Origin of the sequence: Rhizobacter sp. SG703 (assembly GCF_012275445.1) — a bacterium.
GTDB lineage: Bacteria > Pseudomonadota > Gammaproteobacteria > Burkholderiales > Burkholderiaceae_C > Rhizobacter.
The window spans coordinates 441,011-462,007 of the sequence record NZ_JAAZQK010000006.1; the positions used below are offsets into that span (position 1 = coordinate 441,011).

At 69.1% G+C, this 20,997-nt stretch carries 19 protein-coding genes and 2 pseudogenes; 8 read left to right on the top strand and 13 right to left on the bottom strand.

Going from position 1 to position 20,997, the window contains the following annotated elements; genetic code table 11:
• The first annotated feature begins 162 nt into the window (after positions 1-162).
• The 4 genes and pseudogenes from FHT26_RS15340 (at position 163) to FHT26_RS15355 (ending at position 7,035) form a co-directional block, all read left to right on the top strand.
• Positions 163-4,929: an RHS repeat protein gene (locus tag FHT26_RS15340; RefSeq protein WP_168560966.1), complete on the top strand. Its 4,767-nt coding sequence runs from the start codon at positions 163-165 to the stop codon at positions 4,927-4,929.
• A 45-nt stretch (positions 4,930-4,974) separates the two neighbouring features.
• Positions 4,975-5,349, top strand: a complete 375-nt coding sequence (locus FHT26_RS15345) for a hypothetical protein (RefSeq protein WP_168560967.1) — start codon at positions 4,975-4,977, stop codon at positions 5,347-5,349.
• Between the two features lie 198 nt (positions 5,350-5,547).
• Positions 5,548-6,428, top strand: a pseudogene (locus tag FHT26_RS15350) (IS5 family transposase).
• A 202-nt stretch (positions 6,429-6,630) separates the two neighbouring features.
• A complete protein-coding gene (locus tag FHT26_RS15355; RefSeq protein WP_168560968.1) occupies positions 6,631-7,035 on the top strand; it encodes a hypothetical protein in 405 nt (134 codons plus the stop codon).
• A gap of 42 nt (positions 7,036-7,077) precedes the next feature.
• On the opposite strand, the gene FHT26_RS15360 is transcribed toward FHT26_RS15355, so the two are convergent.
• Genes FHT26_RS15360 through FHT26_RS15385 form a run of 6 tightly spaced genes read right to left on the bottom strand, consistent with a single transcriptional unit; the run spans position 7,078 to position 11,585 of the window.
• Positions 7,078-7,812 (bottom strand): 1-acyl-sn-glycerol-3-phosphate acyltransferase, encoded by a 735-nt coding sequence (locus tag FHT26_RS15360; protein WP_168561048.1) that lies wholly within the window; start codon positions 7,810-7,812, stop codon positions 7,078-7,080.
• Positions 7,813-7,817: 5 nt separating this feature from the next.
• Complete coding sequence (locus tag FHT26_RS15365; RefSeq protein WP_168560969.1) at positions 7,818-9,131, bottom strand: dihydroorotase; 1,314 nt, start codon at positions 9,129-9,131, stop codon at positions 7,818-7,820.
• Positions 9,128-10,090 (bottom strand): aspartate carbamoyltransferase catalytic subunit, encoded by a 963-nt coding sequence (locus FHT26_RS15370; protein WP_056810687.1) that lies wholly within the window; start codon positions 10,088-10,090, stop codon positions 9,128-9,130. Before FHT26_RS15370 ends, FHT26_RS15365 begins: the two co-directional genes overlap by 4 nt.
• A complete protein-coding gene (gene pyrR, locus FHT26_RS15375; protein ID WP_056810685.1) occupies positions 10,090-10,590 on the bottom strand; it encodes a bifunctional pyr operon transcriptional regulator/uracil phosphoribosyltransferase PyrR in 501 nt (166 codons plus the stop codon). Before pyrR ends, FHT26_RS15370 begins: the two co-directional genes overlap by 1 nt.
• A gap of 22 nt (positions 10,591-10,612) precedes the next feature.
• Positions 10,613-11,005, bottom strand: a complete 393-nt coding sequence (gene ruvX, locus FHT26_RS15380; protein WP_168560970.1) for a Holliday junction resolvase RuvX — start codon at positions 11,003-11,005, stop codon at positions 10,613-10,615.
• Entirely contained in the window at positions 10,998-11,585 is a 588-nt protein-coding gene (locus FHT26_RS15385; RefSeq protein ID WP_168560971.1) for a YqgE/AlgH family protein, read from the bottom strand. The genes ruvX and FHT26_RS15385 overlap by 8 nt, the downstream gene beginning before the upstream one ends.
• Before the next feature lie 35 nt (positions 11,586-11,620).
• Here FHT26_RS15385 and FHT26_RS15390 point away from each other — a divergent pair, with 35 nt between their 5' ends.
• On the top strand, positions 11,621-13,123 hold the full coding sequence (locus tag FHT26_RS15390; RefSeq protein ID WP_168560972.1) for a cryptochrome/photolyase family protein: 1,503 nt from the start codon (positions 11,621-11,623) through the stop codon (positions 13,121-13,123).
• Here FHT26_RS15390 and FHT26_RS15395 read toward each other — a convergent pair.
• Positions 13,120-13,545, bottom strand: coding sequence for a hypothetical protein (locus FHT26_RS15395; protein WP_168560973.1), 426 nt, complete (start codon positions 13,543-13,545; stop codon positions 13,120-13,122). The genes FHT26_RS15390 and FHT26_RS15395 overlap by 4 nt on opposite strands.
• A 106-nt stretch (positions 13,546-13,651) precedes the next feature.
• Positions 13,652-14,002 carry a cupin domain-containing protein gene (locus FHT26_RS15400; protein ID WP_168560974.1) on the bottom strand — a complete coding sequence of 117 codons (351 nt, stop codon included), beginning with the start codon at positions 14,000-14,002 and terminating at the stop codon, positions 13,652-13,654.
• Between the two features lie 74 nt (positions 14,003-14,076).
• Here FHT26_RS15400 and FHT26_RS15405 point away from each other — a divergent pair, with 74 nt between their 5' ends.
• Positions 14,077-15,009, top strand: coding sequence for an AraC family transcriptional regulator (locus FHT26_RS15405; RefSeq protein WP_168560975.1), 933 nt, complete (start codon positions 14,077-14,079; stop codon positions 15,007-15,009).
• Here the strand turns inward: FHT26_RS15405 and FHT26_RS15410 are convergent.
• The 3 genes and pseudogenes from FHT26_RS15410 to FHT26_RS15420 all read right to left on the bottom strand — a co-directional run bounded on the left by FHT26_RS15410 (position 14,931) and on the right by FHT26_RS15420 (position 16,585).
• Positions 14,931-15,188 (bottom strand): nuclear transport factor 2-like protein, encoded by a 258-nt coding sequence (locus FHT26_RS15410; RefSeq protein ID WP_168560976.1) that lies wholly within the window; start codon positions 15,186-15,188, stop codon positions 14,931-14,933. The two genes, FHT26_RS15405 and FHT26_RS15410, sit on opposite strands and share 79 nt — an antisense overlap.
• Positions 15,189-15,298: 110 nt before the next feature.
• Positions 15,299-15,391, bottom strand: a pseudogene (locus tag FHT26_RS30355) (MerR family DNA-binding transcriptional regulator); the annotation flags it as partial.
• A gap of 27 nt (positions 15,392-15,418) precedes the next feature.
• Positions 15,419-16,585 (bottom strand): GGDEF domain-containing protein, encoded by a 1,167-nt coding sequence (locus tag FHT26_RS15420; protein WP_168560978.1) that lies wholly within the window; start codon positions 16,583-16,585, stop codon positions 15,419-15,421.
• A gap of 188 nt (positions 16,586-16,773) precedes the next feature.
• Between FHT26_RS15420 and FHT26_RS15425 the strand changes: the two genes are divergently transcribed.
• Positions 16,774-18,708, top strand: coding sequence for a M61 family metallopeptidase (locus FHT26_RS15425; protein WP_168560979.1), 1,935 nt, complete (start codon positions 16,774-16,776; stop codon positions 18,706-18,708).
• A 26-nt stretch (positions 18,709-18,734) separates the two neighbouring features.
• On the opposite strand, the gene FHT26_RS15430 is transcribed toward FHT26_RS15425, so the two are convergent.
• Entirely contained in the window at positions 18,735-19,322 is a 588-nt protein-coding gene (locus FHT26_RS15430) for a TetR/AcrR family transcriptional regulator (RefSeq protein ID WP_168560980.1), read from the bottom strand.
• A gap of 128 nt (positions 19,323-19,450) precedes the next feature.
• Between FHT26_RS15430 and FHT26_RS15435 the strand changes: the two genes are divergently transcribed.
• On the top strand, positions 19,451-20,161 hold the full coding sequence (locus FHT26_RS15435; protein WP_168560981.1) for an SDR family oxidoreductase: 711 nt from the start codon (positions 19,451-19,453) through the stop codon (positions 20,159-20,161).
• A gap of 24 nt (positions 20,162-20,185) precedes the next feature.
• Here FHT26_RS15435 and FHT26_RS15440 read toward each other — a convergent pair whose 3' ends face one another.
• On the bottom strand, positions 20,186-20,947 hold the full coding sequence (locus tag FHT26_RS15440; RefSeq protein WP_168560982.1) for a hypothetical protein: 762 nt from the start codon (positions 20,945-20,947) through the stop codon (positions 20,186-20,188).
• Between the last annotated feature and the right edge of the window lie 50 nt (positions 20,948-20,997).

The following is a 20,997-nucleotide window of genomic DNA, read 5'->3' on the forward strand; positions in this document are numbered from 1 at the left end:
CAGCAGTCTCCCGAAGAAGTACCTCGGGCGCGATGCACAAGTGCATTGAGGTCGCCGAGGAGTTCATTGATGACGAAGCAAGCGGGCCTTCACCGCCTGGGTGGAGTGCTGTGCGTTGGGTGGCTGCGCGCGTGGTTGCGGCAACTGCGGAGCATGACCTGCATGGCGTTGTTGTGCCTGCTGCCCTGCATGGCCCAAGCCGAGGGGGAGGTCAATGCGATCCCCGTGCCGGAGATGGTGGCGGTGGAGTTCGACGTCGCTCAGCTCTTCGGTGCAGCCACCATGGCCAACTGCGTCGAGTTCATGGTGACGTTCGGGCGCGGCTCGTCGTGCAAGGGCCTGCTGCGATATTTGCCGGCCGGCGTCGATGACGGGGCGTACATCGGCACCAATCACGGCAACGGCACCTACTACACCGTCCTTTGTGCGGACTGCAGGGACTACGTCTTCGGCTGGGGCACGACCGTCTGGTGGACGGGACGCTGGATCGACGCCCGGGCCTACAGCTGCCCGGCGAATGCCACCGGGGTGCCGACCTCGTCGACCTGCACCTGCAACGACGGCTATACGCCCGACAGCACCGCGACCCAGTGCGTGCCCGCAACCGATGTGCCGTACGCATCGGCCCCACCGCCGCCCGAGTGCGAGGTGTGCAAGGGAAACCCGATCTACCCGCTGCGCGGGGTCAAGCGCGAGGAGGTGGACACGGGTCTCGCGATTGGCAACACGACGCTGCGCTTCACCTACGACAACGCGAGCCGGATCCCGACCGCATCGGGGGCGCTGACCGACATCGGCGCGGTGGAGAACCGCGCCGGCGTGATGGGCAGCCTGCAGTGGGTCAGCAACTTGCACCGGCAGGTGACCCTGTTCACGATCGGCGCCGGTTCAACCCCCGGGCTGCCGGTGCCCACCGTCTTCCCGCGCGGCAACGGCGTCGTCAAGACGATGACGAGCACCGACGGCGGCCCGCGGGTGGGGGAGCCGGGGAACAAGGACCGCTTCGTGCAGCTGCCCGGCGGGGAGTACGTGTACACCGACAGCGGCAGCAACGTGCAGGAGACGTACACCGCGTCCAGCGGCACGGGCGTGCTGACGACGATGGCCTGGGCCGACGGCACGCGCATCGACTTCACGTACGGCAGCACCAGCGGCCTGCGCACGCTGAGCCAGGTGAGCGACAACCGGGGCCGCCGCCTGAGCTTCGGCTACACGCTGTCGACCAGCGGCGTGCCGCGGGTGAGCAGCATCACCGATGCGACGGGCCAGGTCACGACGCTGAGCCACGACAGCCGCAACAACCTGGTGGGCATCACCTGGGCGGATGGCAAGACCCAGGGCTTCGTGTACGAGAACACCGAGCTGCCGTGGGCGCTGACGGGCGTGGTCGACGAGCGCGGGCTGCGCTACTCGACCTTCGGCTACGACGCCCAGGGCCGGGCGATCAGCACCGAGCATGCGGGCGGGGTGGACAAGTACACGGTGAGCTACACGACGCCGCCGAGCATCCAGGTGACGAAGCAGACGTTCGGCGACGCCGTGGCGCGCTTCCACACCTGGAACCTGCCGCAGGGCATGGTGATGACCGAGCCGAGCGGGCAGACGACGACGTGGAGCGCGATCAGCCTGAACGGCAAGAACTACTTCAGCGCGCAGGGGCAGCAGCCGGGGGCGGGCAGCCTGGCCAGCAGCCGAAGCCAGACCTACGACGCGAACGGCAACATCGCGAGCCGGGACGACTTCAACGGCACGCGCCGCTGCGACCTGAACGACCTGACGCGCAACCTGCAGACGGTGAGCGTCGCCTCGCTGGGCACGAGCCAGGACTGCGCGGCGGTCACGGCCACCAACGCCACGCTGCCGGCCGGGGCGCTGAAGACCAGCACGCAGTGGCACCCGGACTGGAGCTTGCCGACGAAGGTGGCAGCGCCTGGCCGGATGACGACCTACGTTTACCACGGCCAGCCCGATCCGTTCAATGCCAACGCCAACGCGGTCGCGAGCTGCGCACCGACCGCGGCAACGCTGCTGGACGGCCAGCCGATCGCCGCGCTGTGCAAGCAGGTGACGCAGGCGACGACGGATGCCGACGGGCACCTCGGCTTCGCTGCCACGCGGCAGGCCGGCACCACCGACACGGTGCAGACCTGGACGTACGACGTGGACGGTCGGGTGCTGACGGCCAGCACGGCGTCCGGCACCAGCGATTACCTGCGCGCAGCGCAGACCACGGCCGATCACACCCAGGGCGACCTGCTGAGCATCACGTCGCCGAGCGGCGAGGTGACGCGCTTCGACCGCCACGACAGGTACGGTCAGGTGCTGCAGAGCACCAGCCCGGACGGCACCGTCACGACTTACACCTACGACCTGCGCCAGCGCATGCTCAGCCGCACGGTGGGCGACAAGACCACGGCATACGCGTATGACACGGCTGGCCTGCTGACGAAGGTGACGCTGCCCGACGGCAGCTGGATCGGCTACGAGTACGACGATGCCCACCGCGTGGTGGCGGTGACCGACAAGAAGGGCAACCGCATCGACTACGTGCTGGACAACGCCGGCAACCGCACCGACCAGCGGGTCAAGGACCCGGCGGGCGAGTTGACGCAGGTCCTGAACCGGCTGATGGACGCGCTCGGGCGTGAGCAGCAGGCGGGCGTGACCGATGCGGTGCCGGCCTCGCAGGTCGTCCCGTCGCTGCCCACGTCGCCGCTGCCGCTGGAGCGCTATGAGTACGACGCGCAGGGCAACCGCACGAAGATCACCCGCGGGGCGGGCACGCTGAACCTCGTCACGCGGCTGAGCTACGACGCGCTGGAGCGCGTGAAGGACACGACCGACCCGAAGAACGGCACGACGCGCTTCGCGTACGACAGCGGCAGCCGCACGACGCAGGTCACCGACCCGAGGAACCTCGCGACGCAGTACCCGCGCAACGGCTTCGGCGATGCGACGCAGGTGATCAGCCCGGACACCGGCACCGAGAACCTGACCTACGACGCCTCTCGCAACCTGAAGACGCGCACCGACAGCCGCGGCGTGCTGACAACGTACGGCTACGACGCGAGCGACCGGCTGACCGGGGCGGTGGCGACGAAGAGCGGGCAGCCGAGCGAGACGGTGAGCCTGACCTACAGCCAGACCGGCGCGGGCTTCAGCCACGGCGTGGGGCGGCTGACGAGCAGCAGCTACCCGGGCGGCTCGGCGCAGTACGCCTACGACGACCAGGGCGAGATCACGAGCGACCTGCAGCGCGTGGACGCGGTGGCCGGCGGCAATGCCACGCAACTCACGCAGACGGTGGGCTATAGCTACACGCTGGGCAACCTGACGGGGGTGAGCTACCCGTCAGGGCGGCAACTGGGGCTGAGCTGGGTCGATGGCGAAGTGACTGGGCTCACGCTGGGCGGCAACGCGCTCGTCACGCAGATCGAGTGGACGCCGTTCGCCGGCACCGTGAAACGCTGGCGGTGGGCGATGGCCGGTGGCGAGATCGCGAACGAGCGCTACTACGACCTGGCGGGCCGCGCGGTGCGCTACCCGCTGGGCGAGCTGTTGCGCGATGTGCGCTACGACGAGGCGAGCCGCATCGTGAGCTTCACGCACCTGAGCGCGGACGGCACGGCGCAGCCCGCGCTGGACCAGGCCTTCGGCTACGACGAGAACAGCCGGTTGACCAGCATCACGACGCCCACGGCGAGCTGGGGCATCGGCTACGACGCCAACGGCAACCGCACGGGCATCAGCCTGAACGGCAGCCTGAGCGCCTACAGCGTGGAGGCGACGAGCAACCGGACCACGAGCATCACGAACCCGGCAAGGAGCTTCGGCTACGACAGCGCGGGCAATACGACGACCGACAGCGAGGGCTACACCGCGACGTACAACCTGCGCGGGCAGCTCGCGACGCTGACGAAGGCCGGGGTGACGACGAGCTACACCTACAACGCGGCGGGGCAGCGGGTGCGCAAGGTGAGCAGCACCGGGGCGCAGAGCACGGTGGTCTTCGCATACGACCAGGCCGGGCACGTGCTGGGCGAGTACGACCAGAACGGCGCGGCGCTGCGCGAATACGTGTGGCTGCGCGACACGCCGATGGCGATGTTCACGCCCGACCCGGCGAACCCCACGGGCGAGCCGCTGGTGTTCTACATCCACACCGACCACCTGAACACGCCGCGCGTGGTGGTGGATCGGCAGAACCGCGTGCGCTGGCGCTGGCTGGCCGAGCCCTTTGGCACGACCGCACCGGAGACCAACCCGAGCGGGCTGGGGGTCTTTACGCAGAACCTGCGGTTCCCGGGGCAGTATGCGGATCAGGAGAGTGGGCTGTTCTACAACTGGAACCGCTACTACGACCAGAAGGGTGGGATTTACACGCAGAGTGATCCAATTGGGTTGACAAGTGGCAGCTTGTCGACGTACGCATATGTGGATGCAGATCCGCTGAGCTTCGTCGATCCCGGCGGATTGGCGAAGATAAAACTCGGCGGAGAGAACATCACGGTTCACAAAAACGACGTTGATCCTTGGCCGAGCAGTCCGCATGGACACATCTATGACAAGAACCACGTTGTCGATGTTGAGGGGAACATTTTCAACAAGAACACAGGGCAAGTCGTCGGCAAGCTGTCGAAGAAGGAAACGCTTCTCTGGAAGAAGTTCTTGGAGAAGGCCGGGCATTCGGTGAAATGCTTTGCTCCCTTCATATTGGTGTATGACGTAATCTCCAAGGGGCCGGGTGCTGCGATTAATGGGGCACTATGGCCTGTGTCTGAGTTGTGGAGTTGTGAAGAGTGCGAGAAGGCAAATGCATCTTCAACACCGGCCAGCCAACCACCTATTGAATGGTCTAAAGGACCGAGTGGGCGAGGCACTACAACGCCACCTCCGAGCCTGTTGAAGAAGCACTACGAGAATCCATAGCACGAGGGCGCTTCTCGTGATGCTGTTTCCAAGGAGGTAATTGGTATGGTGACGATCCAAGTGCGGCCCGATTTGTCTCGGGTTCAATTTGAAGAGCTTGCTATGAAATGGGATGCAGCTAGAAACGCTGTGTTGGAGGTCGACTTCCCAGCAAGCGAGAACGATTTGCGCAAGTTCTCTAGTCTCTTGCTTGAGTTGGCGAATTTGGAGTTGGCGCGTTCAGCTCTGGCTGAGCTTTGCGAGCAACCGAAAGTGCCTCAAGACATCCTGGAAAGAGCGTTCCTGGAGGGTGGGACTGCATGTCGGGTAGCTATCTGCTTACGCGCGGATCTGTCCACGTCGCTCAAGAACATGTGCACGCACTGCGAAGAGGCGGTGGTGGTCGAGCACTTCAAGCAGAACCAACAGTCACCAATTTGACGACGTAGACGTTGCCCACACTCATGAACGCTTGCTTCGATGGGAGTTTGGTCCGCAAGCAGGCTTTGCGGCCGCGTTGGCGGCGCAAGTTCGTTCACGCCACCGTCATGGTTTGCCGGTGAGCAGGCGATTGCTGAGCCCCGCATCCCGGCACGCCGTATGCATGCCGGTGGGCATCGAACTGAGAGGCAAAGACCGATGAGCCAACGCAGCTTTGCGAGCGCCGAGTACGCGATGAAGAAGAAGCAGACGAGGCGCGAGAAGTTTCTGGGCGAGATGGAGCGGATCGTGCCGTGGACGCTGATGGCGGTGATCGAGCCGCTGTACCCGACGAGTGGTCGGGTCGGACGGCAGTTGCCCACGAAGTCGCGCAATCGATCTGTCGCACGAGTCGGTGCCGGACGCGACGACGCTGCTGAAGTTCAGGCGGCTGCTCAACGACAACAACTGACGCGGGCGCTGTTCGACGAGATCAACGCGCACCTGGGCGAGAAGGGTCTGCTGATGCGTGCAGGCACCATCGTTGACCCGACCATCGTCGCCGCGCCCGGTTCGACGAAGAACGAGGACAAGGCAGAGACCCCGAGATGCACCAGGCGAAGAAGGGCAACCAGTGGCACTTCGGGATGAAGGCGCACATCGGGGTGGATGCCGAGTCGGGTCTGGTGCACTCGCTGGTGGGAACGGCAGCCAACGTCAACGACGTGACGCAGGCCGGAGCACTGCTGCATGGCAAGGAGGGCGTTGCGTTCGGCGATGCGGGCTACCGCGGCGTGGGCAAGCGCGCCGAGGCGCAAGGGCCGCAGTGGCACGTGGCGATGCAACCGGGCAAGCGCCGCAAGCTGGACCTCACGCGCAAGTGGGCGCAGTTGCTGGACAAGGTCGAGCAGTTCAAGGCGAGCGTTCGTGCGAAGGTCGAGCATCCGTTCCACATGATCAAGAACCTGTTCCGCCAGCGGAAGGTTCGCTACAAGGGGCTGGCGAAGAACGAAGCGCAATTGTTCGCGCTGTTCGGGCTGGCCAACATCGTCATCGCCAAGAGGCGATTGATGGCCCTCCATGCCCGAGGTGCCTCTTGATGACAGGCGACGGCCTCGCTGGAGGCCTCAAACGACCCTCGGCGCCGCTGCCAGTGGGCGGATGTGCATCGTGTCTGCAGTTCTGGTCGTCGCCACTCGCCGGCGTTGTTCGACAGAACCGTCATTGATCAGCGCATCCTTAGCGGCATCAACATGACCGTGTCGACTGGAACGCAACTGACACTATTTGGAGGAGGCAAGTGTGCGTGCAAAGCAAAGTAGCCGTTGGATAAAGATCGGAGCGCTTGTTGTCGTTGGATTTCTTGTATTTGGCGGGCTCGCATATGCAACTGTCTTTGCGATGGTGGAATGCAGTAGCGCATACGAGTCGGCTGACCACTGGCTACGCCACTCACAAATCGCGCAGCGACGATTTGAAGTCATCGCGTCATCGCGCCTTTCTTGGACGAACGAAGCGCGTATCGAGGAAGTCGTAGGAGACAACGGCGCAAAGGGCGAAGCGCTTTTCACGATCGCTGCCACTTCGACTCATGCGTTGACACCTGCTCAGGTCGAACTTCGTCTTGTCAAATCGGGATCGCAGTGGACGGTGGCGCAGGCCAAGGTTGCGCCCCGCGAGTCGCTCTGCGACTCTGCATGTCAATAGCGGGATAAAGCCGCCGTTCCAATAAATGGGCCCTGATCCCGCTCACCCGAGACGCAAACTCCCCACGATCCCCGCCCGCACCGCCTCCGACAACTCCCGCCGCTGCGCATGCGCCGAGTAATGCGCCGGCAGCACCGTCACCTGCGCCGTCAGGCCCTCGGCCATCACCACCCACCACAGCGATTGCAGCAGGCTGGTGTCGCCGATGTAGGCCGCGGCCGGGCTCACCGCATGCGTCGCATCCGCATAGCGCAGCGCCACCGGCTGCACCGGCGTGCCGGTCGTGATCGCCGCCTGCAGCAGGTTCGCGTGGAACGGCAGCACGCCGTGCCCGTCGCTGGTCGTGCCTTCCGGAAACACCGCGATCACATCGCCGCCCTGCAGCGCTTCGGCCACCTGGTGCACCACGCGCATCGCGTCGCGCTTGCGCTCGCGCTCGATGAACAGCGTGCCGCCGCAGGCCGTCAGCCAGCCGATCACCGGCCACTGGCGGATGTCGGCCTTCGAGACGAAGCGCGCGGTGCAGGCCGCGTTGATCGCGAGGATGTCGATCCACGACACATGGTTCGCGACGACCATCACCGGCGCCGCATGCACCTCGCCGTGCACGACGACGCGGATGCCCAGCCGCCGCAGCATCGCCGCGCACCACGGCCCGACCCGCGCAACGCGCCGCGCCGGGCTCAGGAACGGAAAGATGAAGGCGCAGATCAGCACCCCTCGCAGCACGTGCGCCAGGCAGGCCACGATGCGCCAGGCGGCGCGCAGCGTCCGCACGGGGGTCAACGCGGCGAGCCGGGTGGTTCGGCTTCGAACGCCACCTGCCCGGCGACGATGGTCGTCGCCACGCGGCCCGGCAGCTCGTAGCCCGAGAACGGCGAATGCCGGCCTTGGCTGCGGAACTTCGCCGGCTCCACCGTCCAGCGCGCACTCGGGTCGAACAGGCACAGGTCGGCCATGCCGCCCTGCACCAGCCGCCCTGCGCTCGAGCCGAGCGAGCCCAGGCTCTCGCCGAGCACCCGCACCGGGTCGCAGGTCATGCGCGCCAGCGTCGTCGCGAGCGGCAGCCGCTGCTCGTCGCCCCACTTCAGCGCCAGGCTCAGCAGCAGCTCCAGCCCGGTCGAGCCCGGCTCGGCTTCGGCGAACGGCAGGTTCTTGTTGTCCTCGTCGACCGGCGTGTGGTCGCTGACCAGCGCATCGACCGTGCCGTCGGCCAGCCCGGCGCGGATCGCGTCGCGGTCGCGCTGCTGGCGCAGCGGCGGCGTCAGCCGCATCGCGGCATTGAAATAGCCGATGTCGACATCGGTCAGGTGCAGGTGGTTGACGCTGACATCGCAGGTGACCGGCAGGCCTTCGTCCTTGGCCTGCCGCACCAGCGCGATGCCGGCCGCGCTGCTCAGGCGACACAGGTGCACGCGCGCGCCGGTCACGCGCATCAGCTCGAAGATCACGTGCAGCGCGATCGTCTCGGCGATCACCGGCACGCCCGACAGGCCGAGCCGCGTCGCCAGCGCGCCGCTCGCGGCCACGCCCTTGCCCAGGTGCGCATCCTGCGGCCGCAGCCACACCGTGTAGCCAAAGGTGGCGGCGTACTGCATCGAGCGCTGCAGCACCAGCGTGTCGGTCAGCGGCGCGTCGGCCTGCGAGAAGCCGACGCAGCCGGCCTCCGTCAGCTCGGCCATCTCGGTGATGGCCTCGCCGGCCAACCCGCGCGTCAGCGCGCCCAGCGGGTACAGGTGCGCGTGGTTCAGGTTGCGCGCGCGGAACTTCAGCATCTCGACCAGACCCGGCTCGTCGAGCGGCGGGTCGGTGTCGGGCGGGCACACCAGGCTGGTCACGCCGCCGGCCACCGCCGCGGCCATCTCCGACTCGAGCATGCCTTCGTGCTCGTGCCCCGGCTCGCGCAGCCGCGCGGCCAGGTCGACCAGCCCGGGCGCCACCACCAGGCCGGTGGCGTCGAGGGTGCGGCTGGCGTGGAAATCGGCGCTGACGCCGCCCAGCGAGACGATGCGGCCGGCCGCGATCGCGATGTCGCCGGTCTGGTCCAGGCCCGACGCCGGGTCGATCAGCCGGCCGTTCTTGATCAGGAGTTTCATGCGTTGTTTCCGGCGATGGTGGACATCACGGCCATGCGCACCGCGATGCCGAAGGTGACCTGCGGCAGGATCACGCTCTGCTTGCCGTCGGCCACCGACGAATCGATCTCGACGCCGCGGTTGATCGGCCCCGGGTGCATCACGATCGCATCGGGCTTGGCCAGCGCGAGCTTCTCGTCGGTGAGCCCGTAGTTCTTGAAGAACTCGCCGGCGCTCGGCAGCATCGCGCCGCTCATGCGCTCGTTCTGCAGGCGCAGCATGATGATCACGTCGGCGCCGCGGATGCCCTCGGCCATGTCGTGGCACACCCGCACGCCCATCTCCTTCAGGTCGGCCGGCACCAGCGTCTTCGGGCCGACCGCGCGGATCTCGGGCACGCCCAGCGTGGTCAGCGCATGGATGTCGGAGCGCGCGACCCGCGAATGCAGGATGTCGCCGACGATCGCGACCGTCAGGTTGCTGAAGTCCTTCTTGAAGTGCCGGATCGTGTACATGTCCAGCAGCCCCTGCGTCGGGTGCGCATGGCGGCCGTCGCCGGCATTGACCACGTGCACGTGCGGCGCGCAGTGCTGCGCGATCAGGTAGGGCGCGCCGCTCTCGCCGTGCCGCACGACGAACATGTCGGCATGCATCGCCGACAGGTTGGCGATGGTGTCGAGCAGGCTCTCGCCCTTGGCCGCGCTCGACTTGGCGATGTCGAGGTTGATCACGTCGGCAGACAGCCGCTTGGCCGCGATCTCGAAGGTGGTGCGGGTGCGCGTGCTGTTCTCGAAGAACAGGTTGAACACGCTCTTGCCGCGCAGCAGCGGCACCTTCTTCACGTCGCGGTCGTTGACGCTCAGGAAGGTACCCGCGGTGTCGAGGATGTGGTGGATCACCGCGCGCGGCAGGCCCTCGATCGAGAGCAGGTGGATCAGTTCACCGTGCGCGTTGAGTTGCGGGTTTCGCTTCGAGAGCATCAGCTGCCTTCCTGGATGTCGAAGGTGAATCGGCCTTCGTCGTCGCGGGCGAGACGAAGGCGCTGCTCGCGCGGCAGCGTGATGCGCGCCGCCGAGTACGCCGGCTGGATCGGGAGCTCGCGCCCGCCGCGGTCGACCAGCACCGCCAGCGTGACACTGGCCGGCCGGCCGAAATCGAACAGTTCGTTGATGACCGCGCGCGTCGTGCGTCCGGTGTAGAGCACGTCGTCGATCAGCAGCACCGGCCGGCCGTCGACCTCGAACGGCAGCCGCGTCGGGTCGGCGCTGGACATGCCGCGCGACGCGAAATCGTCGCGGTGCAGCGCGCTCGAGATCACGCCGATCTCGCCCGGCAGCTTCAGCTGCTCGTGCAGCCGCTCGGCCAGCCAGGCGCCGCCGGACCAGATGCCGACCAGCACGGTATCGGGTTGCAGCAGGTTGCGCACGACCGCTTGCAGGTCCTTGTACAACGCTTCGGCGTCGAGATGCAGTGTGCCCATCAGGTGGTCCTGTCGGTGGAGTTCAAGGAAGCGCTCGCAGGTATTGCTCCAGGATGATGGCCGCCGACGCCGCATCGACGTCGCTCGCCCCCATCGCATGGGCCTCGGTGGTGGTGTAGCGCTCGTCGACCTCGTGCACCGGCAGCCGGAAGCGGCCGTGCAGCTGGCGCGCGAAGCGCTGGGCGCGCACGGTGTTCTCGTGCGGTGCGCCATCGGGATGCAGCGGCACGCCGACCACCAGCGCGCTCGGCTGCCATTCGGCGATCAGCTTGCCCAGGGCCGCGAAACGCGCATCGCCGACCGCCGCCACGGTGCGAAGCGGCGTCGCGGTGCGCGTCACGGTGTTGCCGCTGGCCACGCCGACGCGCAGCGTGCCGAAGTCGAAGGCCAGGAACGAACGGGCCGCCTCATGCATGCCCCGCCTCTTGCGAGAGCATGCGCGGGTCGATGCCCAGCAGCGACAGCGCCTTGTCGTAGCGCTGCTCGACCGGCGTGTCGAAGATGATCTCGGGCGCCGCGCCGACGTTGATCCAGCCGTTGCGGCCGATCTCTTCCTCGAGCTGGCCGGCGCTCCAGCCGCTGTAGCCGAGCGTGACCAGGATCTTCTTCGGGCCGGCGCCGTGCGACAGCGCTTCCAGCACGTCCTTGCTGGTGGTCATCTCGAGCCCGCCGGGGATCTGCAGCGACGAGTTGTAGTGCCCGCCCTCGCCCGCTTCGCCGCCCAGCCGCTCGTGCAGCACGAAACCGCGCTCGGTCTGCACCGGCCCGCCGAAGTAGACCGGCACGTCGGCCAGGTCGGCGCGGTCGAGGGTCAGCTCGACCTTCTCGAACAGGTTCTTCAGCTTGATGTCGATCGGTTTGTTGATCACCAGGCCGAGCGCGCCCTTCTCGGTGTGCTCGCACAGGTAGATCACCGCGCCGGCGAAGGTGTCGTCGGCCATGCCCGGCATGGCGATCAGGAACTGGTTGGTCAGGTTGATGGTCGCGGCAGGCATAAGGCGGCATTTTATGACTGCGGCACACTCGCCCGATGGAAAAGGTTACAGAGCCGTCGCTGGACTCGGCGCTGGTGTGGTTCCGGCGCGATCTGCGTGCCGACGACCATGCCGCGTTGTTCCTCGCGCTGAAGGCGGCGCGCAAGGTCTGGTGCGGCTTCGTCTTCGACCGCGAGATCCTCGATGCGCTGCCGCGCGCCGACCGGCGGGTGGAGTTCATCCGCGACAGCCTGGCCGCGCTCGACGCCCGGCTGCGCGCGCTGGCGCCCGGTGCCGCCGGGCTGCTGGTGCGCCACGGCGTCGCGCGTGACGAGCTGCCGCGGTTGGCGCAGGCGCTGCACGTGCAGGCGGTGTACGCGAACCACGACGACGAGCCGGCCTCGCTGGCCCGCGACACGCGCGTGCGCGGCGCGCTGGCCGACCTGGGCATCGCGCTGCACACCGCGAAGGACCACGTGGTGTTCGAACGCAGCGAGCTGCTGACCGGCAGCGGCAAGGCCTACAGCGTGTTCACGCCGTACAAGAACGCCTGGCTGCGCAAGCTGGAGCCGTTCTACCTCAGCGCCTACCCGGTGGCCCGCTACGTGCACCGGCTGGCGCCGCCGGCGGACGACGTTGCCGACAACATCGGCGGCGGGGTCCCGTCGCTGGCCGACATCGGCTTCGAACCGACCAACCTGCGCGAGCTGCACCAGGGCGCCGGCGAGGCCGGCGCGCAGGCGCTGCTGGACGACTTCCTGCCGCGCATCGGCCGCTACGGCGAGGCGCGCGACTTCCCGGCGGTGAAGGGGCCGAGCTACCTGTCGATGCACCTGCGCTTCGGCACCGTCTCGGTCCGCACGCTGGCGCGCGAGGCGGCGCAGCGCATGCACCACGGCTCGGCCGGCGCGGCGGTGTGGCTGTCGGAGCTGGTGTGGCGCGATTTCTACCACCAGGTGCTGCACCACCATCCGCGCGTCGTCGATGCGAGCTTCAAGCCGGCCTACGACGCGATCCGCTGGGAGCACGGAAAACAGGCCCACACACTGTTCGACGCCTGGTGCGACGGCCGCACCGGCTACCCGCTGGTCGACGCCGCGATGGCGCAGATCAACCAGACCGGCTACATGCACAACCGCCTGCGCATGGTGGTGGCCAGCTTCCTCACCAAGGACCTGGGCATCGACTGGCGCTGGGGCGAGCGCTGGTTCGCCGAGAAGCTGAACGACTACGACCTGGCGGCGAACAACGGCGGCTGGCAGTGGGCCGCGTCGACCGGCTGCGATGCGCAGCCGTATTTCCGCATCTTCAACCCGGTCAGCCAGAGCGAGAAGTTCGATGCCGCCGGCAAGTTCATCCGACGCTACCTGCCGGTGCTGGCAGGGCTGTCCGACAAGGCGATCCACGCGCCGTGGCTCGCACGGCCGATCGAGCTGGCGGAAGCCGGCGTGCGGCTCGGCGACAACTACCCGCTGCCGATCGTGATGCACGACGAGGCGCGCGAGCGCACGCTGGCGCGCTATGCGGTGGTGAAGGGCGCCGAAGGCCCGGGGGCTTAGGCGCCATCGTCGTCCGGCCCGGTGTCGTCGTCGTTGTCGTCGTGCGGGGCGTCGCGCCCGCGGTCGTCGCCTCGCCCATCGTGCCGGCGGCGCCCGCTGCGAGACGCGCCACGCGCGCGCGACACGCCCCGCCGGCCCTTGCGCCCGGGCTCTTGCGTTGCGCCGGTCGACAGGCCTTCGTCGCTCGACGCGTCGCCGCCGGTGATGTCGGCCAGCGCATCGACGCCGTTCCCGTCCGATCCGTCGAAGCAGGCCGTTGCCACCGTGAAGCGGGCACCGCCGCGGCATTTCGAGACCTTCAGCACGAGGTAGGCCCGGCGGTCCGGCGGGTCCGGCAGCGGGTCGTGCGACGCAGCCCAGGCCGACAGGGCCCTGGCCTTGTGATCGGCATTGGCGACTGGACCGACCGGACCGATTCCCACGACGTGATGCCCGTTCAAAGGTGGAAGACGGTGGTGGGTGACCGCGCGGGCGCGCCGGTTCCGTGCGGCCGCGTGTTCGGGCGCTTTGTCTGCCGCCCTGGCGCCATCACAGCACGCGCCGAGGCGCTGCCGTCGCCGCGTCGCCGCTGTTCGGCGTGCCGGTCGGCTCGATCAGCAGCATGTGCGTCTCCTCGTCGGCCCACGGCCGGTGCTGCACGCCGCGCGGCACGATGAACATCTGCCCCGGCCCGAGCGTGACCGTGCCGTCCGGCAGGTCGATGTGCAGCCGGCCCTTCAGCACGAGGAAGAAATCGTCGGTGTCGGGGTGAGCGTGCCAGCGGTACTCGCCGGCCACCTTGACCACCATCACGTCGTGGCCGTTGTACTCGGCCACGGTGTGCGGGGCCCAGTGGTCGTCGAAAAGTTCGAGCTTGTCGTGCAGGTCGATCGCGTTCATGGAAGCCTGGCGTGCAGAGTGAAACCGCACACAGTCTGCCGACGCACGCGGCGCGGGTCTTGTACGCTTGTCGCATGATCACCGCGCCTTCCGGCGGCCCCGGCGCCCCGAGTGCCTCCGACTGGGCCCGCTTCCAGCCGGGCGCCACGCCCGACATCACGCTGATGCAGGCGCATTTCACCGAGCACGTCTTCGAGCGGCACAGCCACGCGCAGTACGCGATCGGCGTCACGCACAGCGGCGTGCAGACCTTCCACTGCCGCGGTGCCGCCCACGCCAGCCTGCCGGGCGACCTGCTGCTGTTCAACCCCGACGAGGCCCACGACGGGCAGCGCGGCACCGACGAAGGCTTCGGCTACGCGATCCTCTATGTCGACCCGGCCGCGCTGCCGCGCCACCTGCAGCGCGAGGCCGGCACGCTGGCCAGCGCCTTCTTCCGGCAGCCGGTGGTGCACGACCCGCAGGCCGCCGCCGCGCTGCAGCGCGCGATGGCCGCCATCGGCCAGCCGCAGGAATCGCTGCGCGGCGAGGCCCTGACCACCGACGTGCTGGTGCGCCTGCTGCAACGCCATGGCGAGACGCCGGCGACGCACGCCGAGCCGCTGGCCGCCGGCGCGCGGCGCATGCTGCGCGTGCGCGACCACATCCGCGCCCATGCGTCGCGCGACCTGTCGGTGGCCGAACTGGCGCGCGAGGCCGGGCTGTCGCGGGTGCACCTGAGCCGCGCGTTCGCCCGGCACTTCGGCGTGCCGCCGCACGTCTACCTGAACGCGGTGCGGCTCGAGCACGCGAAGCGCCTGCTGCTGGCCGGCGTTGCGCCGGCGCTCGCGGCGCTGGACGCCGGCTTTGCCGACCAGAGCCACTTCAGTCGCCGCTTCAAGGGCGCGACCGGGCTGGCGCCCGGCGCCTGGCTGCGCCAGATGGGCGCTCAGGCGGCGGCCGGCGACGGCGCGAGCACCGCATCGACCAGCGCGGTGTCGAGGTACTCGACCACCTCGGTCAGCTGACCGGCGGCGAGCCGGAACACGAAGCAGTAGTGGTTGTCGCAGGGCTTGCCGGCCCGGGTGTCGACCCGGCCGCGGCACGGCACCGCGACGTGCTCGCCTTCGGCGATGAAGCGCTCGGCGGTGTTGGTGCAGGTGCCGTCGAACTGCGCGAACAGCGGGGCGAGCAGTTGCTCGCGCACCGCCTTCTTGCCGCGCCAGGTGCCGGACTAGGCCGAGCTGCCGGTGATCGTCCAGCAGAGGTCGTCGGCCACTTTCAGCGCCGTCTTCCATTCGGCGATCTGCGCCTCCACCTGCGCACGGTGGCCGACAGTCCCTGCGCCTCGTACCAGCGGATCGCATGCACGCTGCGGCCGGTGCGTTCGGCCAGTTCGCCGATGCGCATCTGCGGCGTCGGGTCGGTGGCCATGGCTCAGGTTCCGAGCGTCGCCAGGTGCGACTGCACGCCGTCGCGGCCCGCGGCCTTCGCGCGGTACAGCGCCTCGTCGGCCTGTGCCGCGGCCGGCTCCCAGCCGTCGAAGCGGTCGAAGGCGGCCGACACGCCGATGCTCGCGGTGCAGCCGACCCGTTCGCTGCCGACCGCCGCCGGCACCTGCAGCCGGCCGATGGTGCGCCTGAGCCGGTCGGCGAGTGCGAGCGCAACGGCAGGGTCGGCGCCGACGCAGCCGATCAGGAACTCCTCGCCGCCGATGCGCGCGACGAAATCGCCGGTGCGCAGCTGCGCCGTCAGTTCGCACGCGACGACCTGCAGCACCGCGTCGCCGGTGGCATGGCCGAGCGTGTCGTTGATGCGCTTGAAGTGGTCGATGTCGACCAGCAGCAGCGTCAGCGGCACGGCCTGGCGCTGGCCGAAGTGCTGCTTCAGCGCCTGCGCGAGGCCGTTGCGGTTGAACACGCCGGTCAGCGCGTCGCGGGTCGCCAGGTCGGCGAGCTGGCCGTTCAGGCGCAGCAGCATCATCCACACCAGCGTCAGCGCGGTGACCACTGCGGTGACCGACGCAAAGAGGTAGTAGACCTTCGCCATCGGGCCGTGGAAGGCGACCGGCATGCCGGCCTGCGCGATGTGGGCACCGCGCAGCAGCGTCAACGCCGACAGCCCACCGACGATCCCGACCAGCAGCGCCAGCGGCGCCTGCAGCGGCGCGCCCTGGCGGCGCCGCTCGGTCGCGAGGATCCACGCGATCTGCGCGTACAGCAGGCCGATCATCGCGTTCAGCGCGACGTGCCGCGCCTGCGCGCCACCCACTTGCGCCGCCGCGACCTCGGCGCCGAACATCAGCAGCGCCAGCAGGCCGACCCGCCGCGGCGGCATCGGCAGCCGGCCGACGAACTCGCGCACGCCGTCGCCGAACAGCAGCACCGCGAGCAGCATCGTGCCGTCGGACGCCAGGCCGAGCGCATCGACGCCCTGCAGCCCGGCCAGCAGCCGTGCCAGATAGGCCGCACCGAACAGCCCGCTCGCCAGCGCCCAGCGGCCCAGCCCCGGCGCAGCCGGCATGCGGCGCCACACGAGCGCCATCAGCCCGCTGCTGGCAAGCAGGTGGATGGCGAGCATCAGGATGACGGTGGCGGGGTCCATGGCGACGGAGGGGCGCCGCAACGAGCGAGGCGGAACGCGGATTGTCGCCACGGATCCGGGCACGTCGCGACCCGCTGCGCCCCCAGGCGCCGGCAGCGTGACGAAGCACCGATTCCCATCCGGCGACGGGACGGGATGGCGTCGGCGCGTTTTCGAATATCGTCCGCAATCCAACTCACAGGACCCCGATGACCCCGACCCTTCGCACCGCCGTGGCCGCCATCACCCTGGCGACCCTGGCCACCCTTGCTCAGATCGCCGCCGCGCAAACCCTGCCGGCCTTGAGCGACGCGCCCTACCCGGGCGTGATCCAGCTGTCGGTGGATGCCACCGACCTCGACCGCAAGATCTTCCGCGTGCGCGAGAGGATTCCCGCCTCGCCCGGCCCGCTCGCGCTGTACTACCCGCGCTGGCTGCCGGGGACGCATTCGCCCGGCGCGGCGCTCGCGCAGCTCGGCGGCCTGCAGATCAGCGCCGGCGGCAAGCCGGTCGCGTGGTTGCGCGACACGGTCGACAGCGCAGCCTTCCACGTCGAAGTGCCGGCCGGTGCGACGGCGCTCGACATCGAGTTCCAGTTCCTGACCCCGGTGGAGGCCGGCACCGAGCGGGTGGTCGTCACGCCCGACATGCTCGGCGTGCAATGGAACGCGGTCGTGCTGTACCCGGCCGGCCACGCCGCCGCGCAGATCGCGGTGCAGCCGAGCCTGACGCTGCCGACCGGGTGGCAGGCCGGCACCGCGCTCGACGTGGCGTCGAAAGACGGGGCATCGACACGCGGCACGACCTTCGCCTTCAAGCCCACCGACCTCGACACGCTGGTCGACTCGCCGGTGTTCGCCGGCCGCCACCTGCAACGGCTGGACCTCGACCCCGGTGCGGCGGCTGCCGGCCGCGCGCCGGTGTTCCTGAACGTGGTCGCCGACCGCGCGTCGCAGGGGATCATCAGCCCGGAGCAGCTCGCGGCGCACCGCGCGCTCGTCACGCAGGCCGACAAGGTGTTCGCGTCGCGGCACTTCACGCACTACGAGTTCCTGCTGGCGCTCAGCGACCAGTTCGGCCGCATCGGGCTGGAGCACCACCAGTCCAGCGAGAACGGCGTGAAGGCAGCCTACTTCACCGATTGGAGCAAGGGCTCGTTCGGGCGCGACCTGTTGCCGCACGAGTACACCCATTCGTGGAACGGCAAGTTCCGCCGCCCGGCCGACCTGTGGACGCCGCACTTCAACACGCCGATGCGCGACAGCCTGCTGTGGGTCTACGAAGGCCAGACGCAGTACTGGGGCGCGGTGCTGGCCGCACGCTCCGGGCTGGTGAGCGCGGCCGACGCGCGCGACGAGCTGGCCGAAACCGCGGCCCTGCTCGATGCCCGCGCCGGCCGCGCCTGGCGCAACCTGCAGGACACCACCAACGAGCCGCTGCTGTGGGCCACGCGCGGCCGCCGCGACTGGACCTCGTGGCAACGCTCGGCCGACTACTACGACGAATCGCGCCTGATCTGGCTGGAGGCCGACATGCTGATCCGCGAGCGCTCGAACGGCAGGCGCTCGCTCGACGACTTCGCACGCGCCTTCTTCGGTGCCGAGCCGAAGCGCGTGCAGCCGCTGACCTACACCTTCGACGACGTGGTGCGCGAACTGAATCGCGTGCAGCCGCACGACTGGGCCGGCTTCCTGCGCCAGCGGCTGGACACGAACGACCGCCCGGCGCCGATGGGCGGCATCGCTGCCGCCGGCTGGAAGCTCGCGTGGAGCGACACGCCGAGCGAGCACTACAAGGCCCGGATGGCAGGCTACAAGGTGGCCGATTTCAGCTACTCGCTCGGCTTCGACATCGGCGAAGCCGCGAAGGTGCGCAACGTCAACTGGGGCAGCCCGGCCTTCGACGCCGGCATGGCGCCAGGCGCGACGCTGCTGGCCGTCAACGGCCGCGCATACACCGAAGAACTGCTGAAGGAGGCCGTCACCGCCGCGAAGACCGGCGGCCCGCTCGAGCTGCTGCTGAAGTCGGGCGACCTCTACCGCAGCGTGCGCATCGACTGGCGCGGCGGGCTGCGCTACCCGTCGCTGCAGCGCATCGACGGCACGCCGGACCGGCTCGCGACGCTGTTCGCGCCGCTGCGCTGAGTACAGTCGAGTCGAACTGACCCTCGTCAGGCGGCGGCCGGCTCGCCGGCGAGGTCCGCCGCGACCGCCTGCAGGATCTCGTTCGACAAGGCCTCGTCGTCGACCGCGCGGGCCAGCACCTGCGCGCCGATCATCGCGGCATACGCGACGATCGCGCGCTCGCGCCGCCGCGCCTTGCGCCCGCCGACCAGCGCGGCGATGAAGTCGACCGCGCCGCGCACCCCGGCGGTGAACGCGGCCCGCAATGCCGGCCCCTGGCGCGCGGCCTCCGCGCCGAGCGCTGCGACCGCGCAGCCGTCGCCGGGTTCGTCGCGGTGCTCGGCCGACAGGTAGCTGCGCGCCAGCGCGGCCAGGCCGTCTTCGCTGCGTGCCGCCGCATCGCCGACGACGCGCTGCCAGCGCTGCCCCCCGGCCTCGAACACCCGCGAACAGGCCTCGGCCATCAGGTCTTCCTTCGAGCCGAACTGGCCGTAGAAGCCGCCGTGCGTCATGCCGGCGCCCTTCATCAGGTCGGCCACGCCGATGCCGTCGAAGCCGCGCTCGCGGAACAACCTCGCCGCCACGGCCAGCACCCGCTCGCGGTTCTGCAGGGCTTGTTCACGGCTGACTTTCATCGCGGGACGACCTTTCCGGCAAGGGGTGCTGAAGACGACGCTTGACATGATAAATGATGTGCGTCATATAATTCAATCATGACGACCGTCATTTAAAACCGCTTCACGTTCCTCGAAAGGACCCCGCCATGAACATCCGCAATGCCGTCATCCTGGTGACCGGCGCCAACCGTGGCCTCGGCAAGTCGCTGGTCAAGCAGCTGCTCGCCGCCGGCGCGAAGAAGGTCTATGCCGCGGCCCGCGACCCGGCCAGCATCACGCTCGCGGGGGTCGAAGCGGTCAAGCTCGACGTGACGAAGCCGGCCGACATCGCCGCCGCGGCCGCGCGCCTGCAGGACGTGAGCGTCGTGATCAACAACGCCGGCATCACGCGCGGCTCGCCGCTGCTGGCGGCCGGCAGTGCCGAGGCGGCGCGCGCCGAGATGGAGACCAACTTCTTCGGCCCGCTGGCGCTGAGCCAGGCCTTCGCACCGGTGCTGAAGGCCAACGGCGGCGGTGCGATCGTCAACGTGCTGTCGGTGCTGAGCTGGGTCAACATCCCAAGTGCCGCCACCTACAGCACGACCAAGTCGGCCGCCTGGTCGCTGACCAACGGGCTGCGCGGCGAGCTGCGCGCGCAGGGCACGCAGGTGGTGGGAGTGCATGTCGGCTACATGGACACCGACATGACGAAGGGCCTGGACACGCCGAAGGCCGACCCGGACCAGGTGGCGCAGCAGGTCGTCGACGCGCTCGCGAGCGGCGCCGAAGAGGTGCTGGCCGACGACCTGAGCCGCGGCGTGCGGCAGGGACTGGCCGCCCCGCGCGGGGTGTACCTGGGCGAGCCGGCGACGGCCTGAGCCCCGATCCCGCCGGGCGGCCGATCAGGCCGGCGGCGCCTTCGTCTGCTCGTGCGCCAGGCGCAGGCGCCGCATCAGCTCGGCATTCAGCTCGCGGGTGTGGCGGTTCCAGCGCTCGGTCGCGCGCTGGATCTCGACCTGCAGCCGAGCGGCGAGGTCGGTCTCGCGCTGCACCAGCGCCCAGATCGCGAACTCGGCACGCGCCTCGAAGCTGCCGAAGCGCGCCACCGCCTGCTCGAACGCCTCGCGCGCCTCGCCATGGCGGCCGGCCGCCGCCAGCGAACGGGCCATCAGCAGCGCCATCTCTTCCTCGCGGAAGCTCGCGTCCTGGGCGCGGATCGCGTTCAGGTGGCTGATGGCCTCCTGCGGACGCTCGCGCGCGAAGCTGGCGCGGGCGGCGCCGCGGCGGATCTCCAGGTCGGTCGAGAACGGGCCTTTCAGGCAGGCCTCCCAGGTCTGCGCCGATTCGTCGAACTCGCCGGCGTCGTACAGCGCCGCGGCGAGCCGCATCTGGTTCTGCGCGGTCGGCGTGTACTCGAACGCCGCGCGGGCATCGCGCAGCTCGCGCGTCGGATCGAGCGATTTCACCGCCGCGGTGATGGCCTTGCGCGCGCCGCGTTCCAGCCGCGAATCGGGCAGGTAGATCGCCAGGAAGTAGACGATGCTGCCGAGCCCGGGGAACGAGAACAGCACGAACAGCCAGTAGGTCTGCTGGCGGCTGCGCACCGCGTGAACCGCGAAGAACAGGGCGATGACGATGTGCAGCCCGAGGCCTGCGATGGGCATGAGCGTCCTCCTCGAATGATTCTGATGGACGCAAATTGTAGGAAGCCCGG

What these genes read in the sequence shown, in the direction of transcription:
- FHT26_RS15425 (WP_168560979.1), top strand. Translation starts at nt 16,774, where the DNA reads ATGACCCCGACCCTTCGCACCGCCGTGGCCGCCATCACCCTGGCGACC.
- FHT26_RS15385 (WP_168560971.1), bottom strand. Translation starts at nt 11,585, where the DNA reads ATGCCTGCCGCGACCATCAACCTGACCAACCAGTTCCTGATCGCCATG.
- FHT26_RS15405 (WP_168560975.1), top strand. Translation starts at nt 14,077, where the DNA reads ATGATCACCGCGCCTTCCGGCGGCCCCGGCGCCCCGAGTGCCTCCGAC.
- FHT26_RS15440 (WP_168560982.1), bottom strand. Translation starts at nt 20,947, where the DNA reads ATGCCCATCGCAGGCCTCGGGCTGCACATCGTCATCGCCCTGTTCTTC.
- pyrR (WP_056810685.1), bottom strand. Translation starts at nt 10,590, where the DNA reads ATGGGCACACTGCATCTCGACGCCGAAGCGTTGTACAAGGACCTGCAA.
- FHT26_RS15420 (WP_168560978.1), bottom strand. Translation starts at nt 16,585, where the DNA reads ATGGACCCCGCCACCGTCATCCTGATGCTCGCCATCCACCTGCTTGCC.
- FHT26_RS15340 (WP_168560966.1), top strand. Translation starts at nt 163, where the DNA reads ATGGCGTTGTTGTGCCTGCTGCCCTGCATGGCCCAAGCCGAGGGGGAG.
- FHT26_RS15435 (WP_168560981.1), top strand. Translation starts at nt 19,451, where the DNA reads ATGAACATCCGCAATGCCGTCATCCTGGTGACCGGCGCCAACCGTGGC.
- FHT26_RS15345 (WP_168560967.1), top strand. Translation starts at nt 4,975, where the DNA reads ATGGTGACGATCCAAGTGCGGCCCGATTTGTCTCGGGTTCAATTTGAA.
- ruvX (WP_168560970.1), bottom strand. Translation starts at nt 11,005, where the DNA reads ATGCATGAGGCGGCCCGTTCGTTCCTGGCCTTCGACTTCGGCACGCTG.
- FHT26_RS15370 (WP_056810687.1), bottom strand. Translation starts at nt 10,090, where the DNA reads ATGCTCTCGAAGCGAAACCCGCAACTCAACGCGCACGGTGAACTGATC.
- FHT26_RS15430 (WP_168560980.1), bottom strand. Translation starts at nt 19,322, where the DNA reads ATGAAAGTCAGCCGTGAACAAGCCCTGCAGAACCGCGAGCGGGTGCTG.
- FHT26_RS15390 (WP_168560972.1), top strand. Translation starts at nt 11,621, where the DNA reads ATGGAAAAGGTTACAGAGCCGTCGCTGGACTCGGCGCTGGTGTGGTTC.
- FHT26_RS15365 (WP_168560969.1), bottom strand. Translation starts at nt 9,131, where the DNA reads ATGAAACTCCTGATCAAGAACGGCCGGCTGATCGACCCGGCGTCGGGC.
- FHT26_RS15400 (WP_168560974.1), bottom strand. Translation starts at nt 14,002, where the DNA reads ATGAACGCGATCGACCTGCACGACAAGCTCGAACTTTTCGACGACCAC.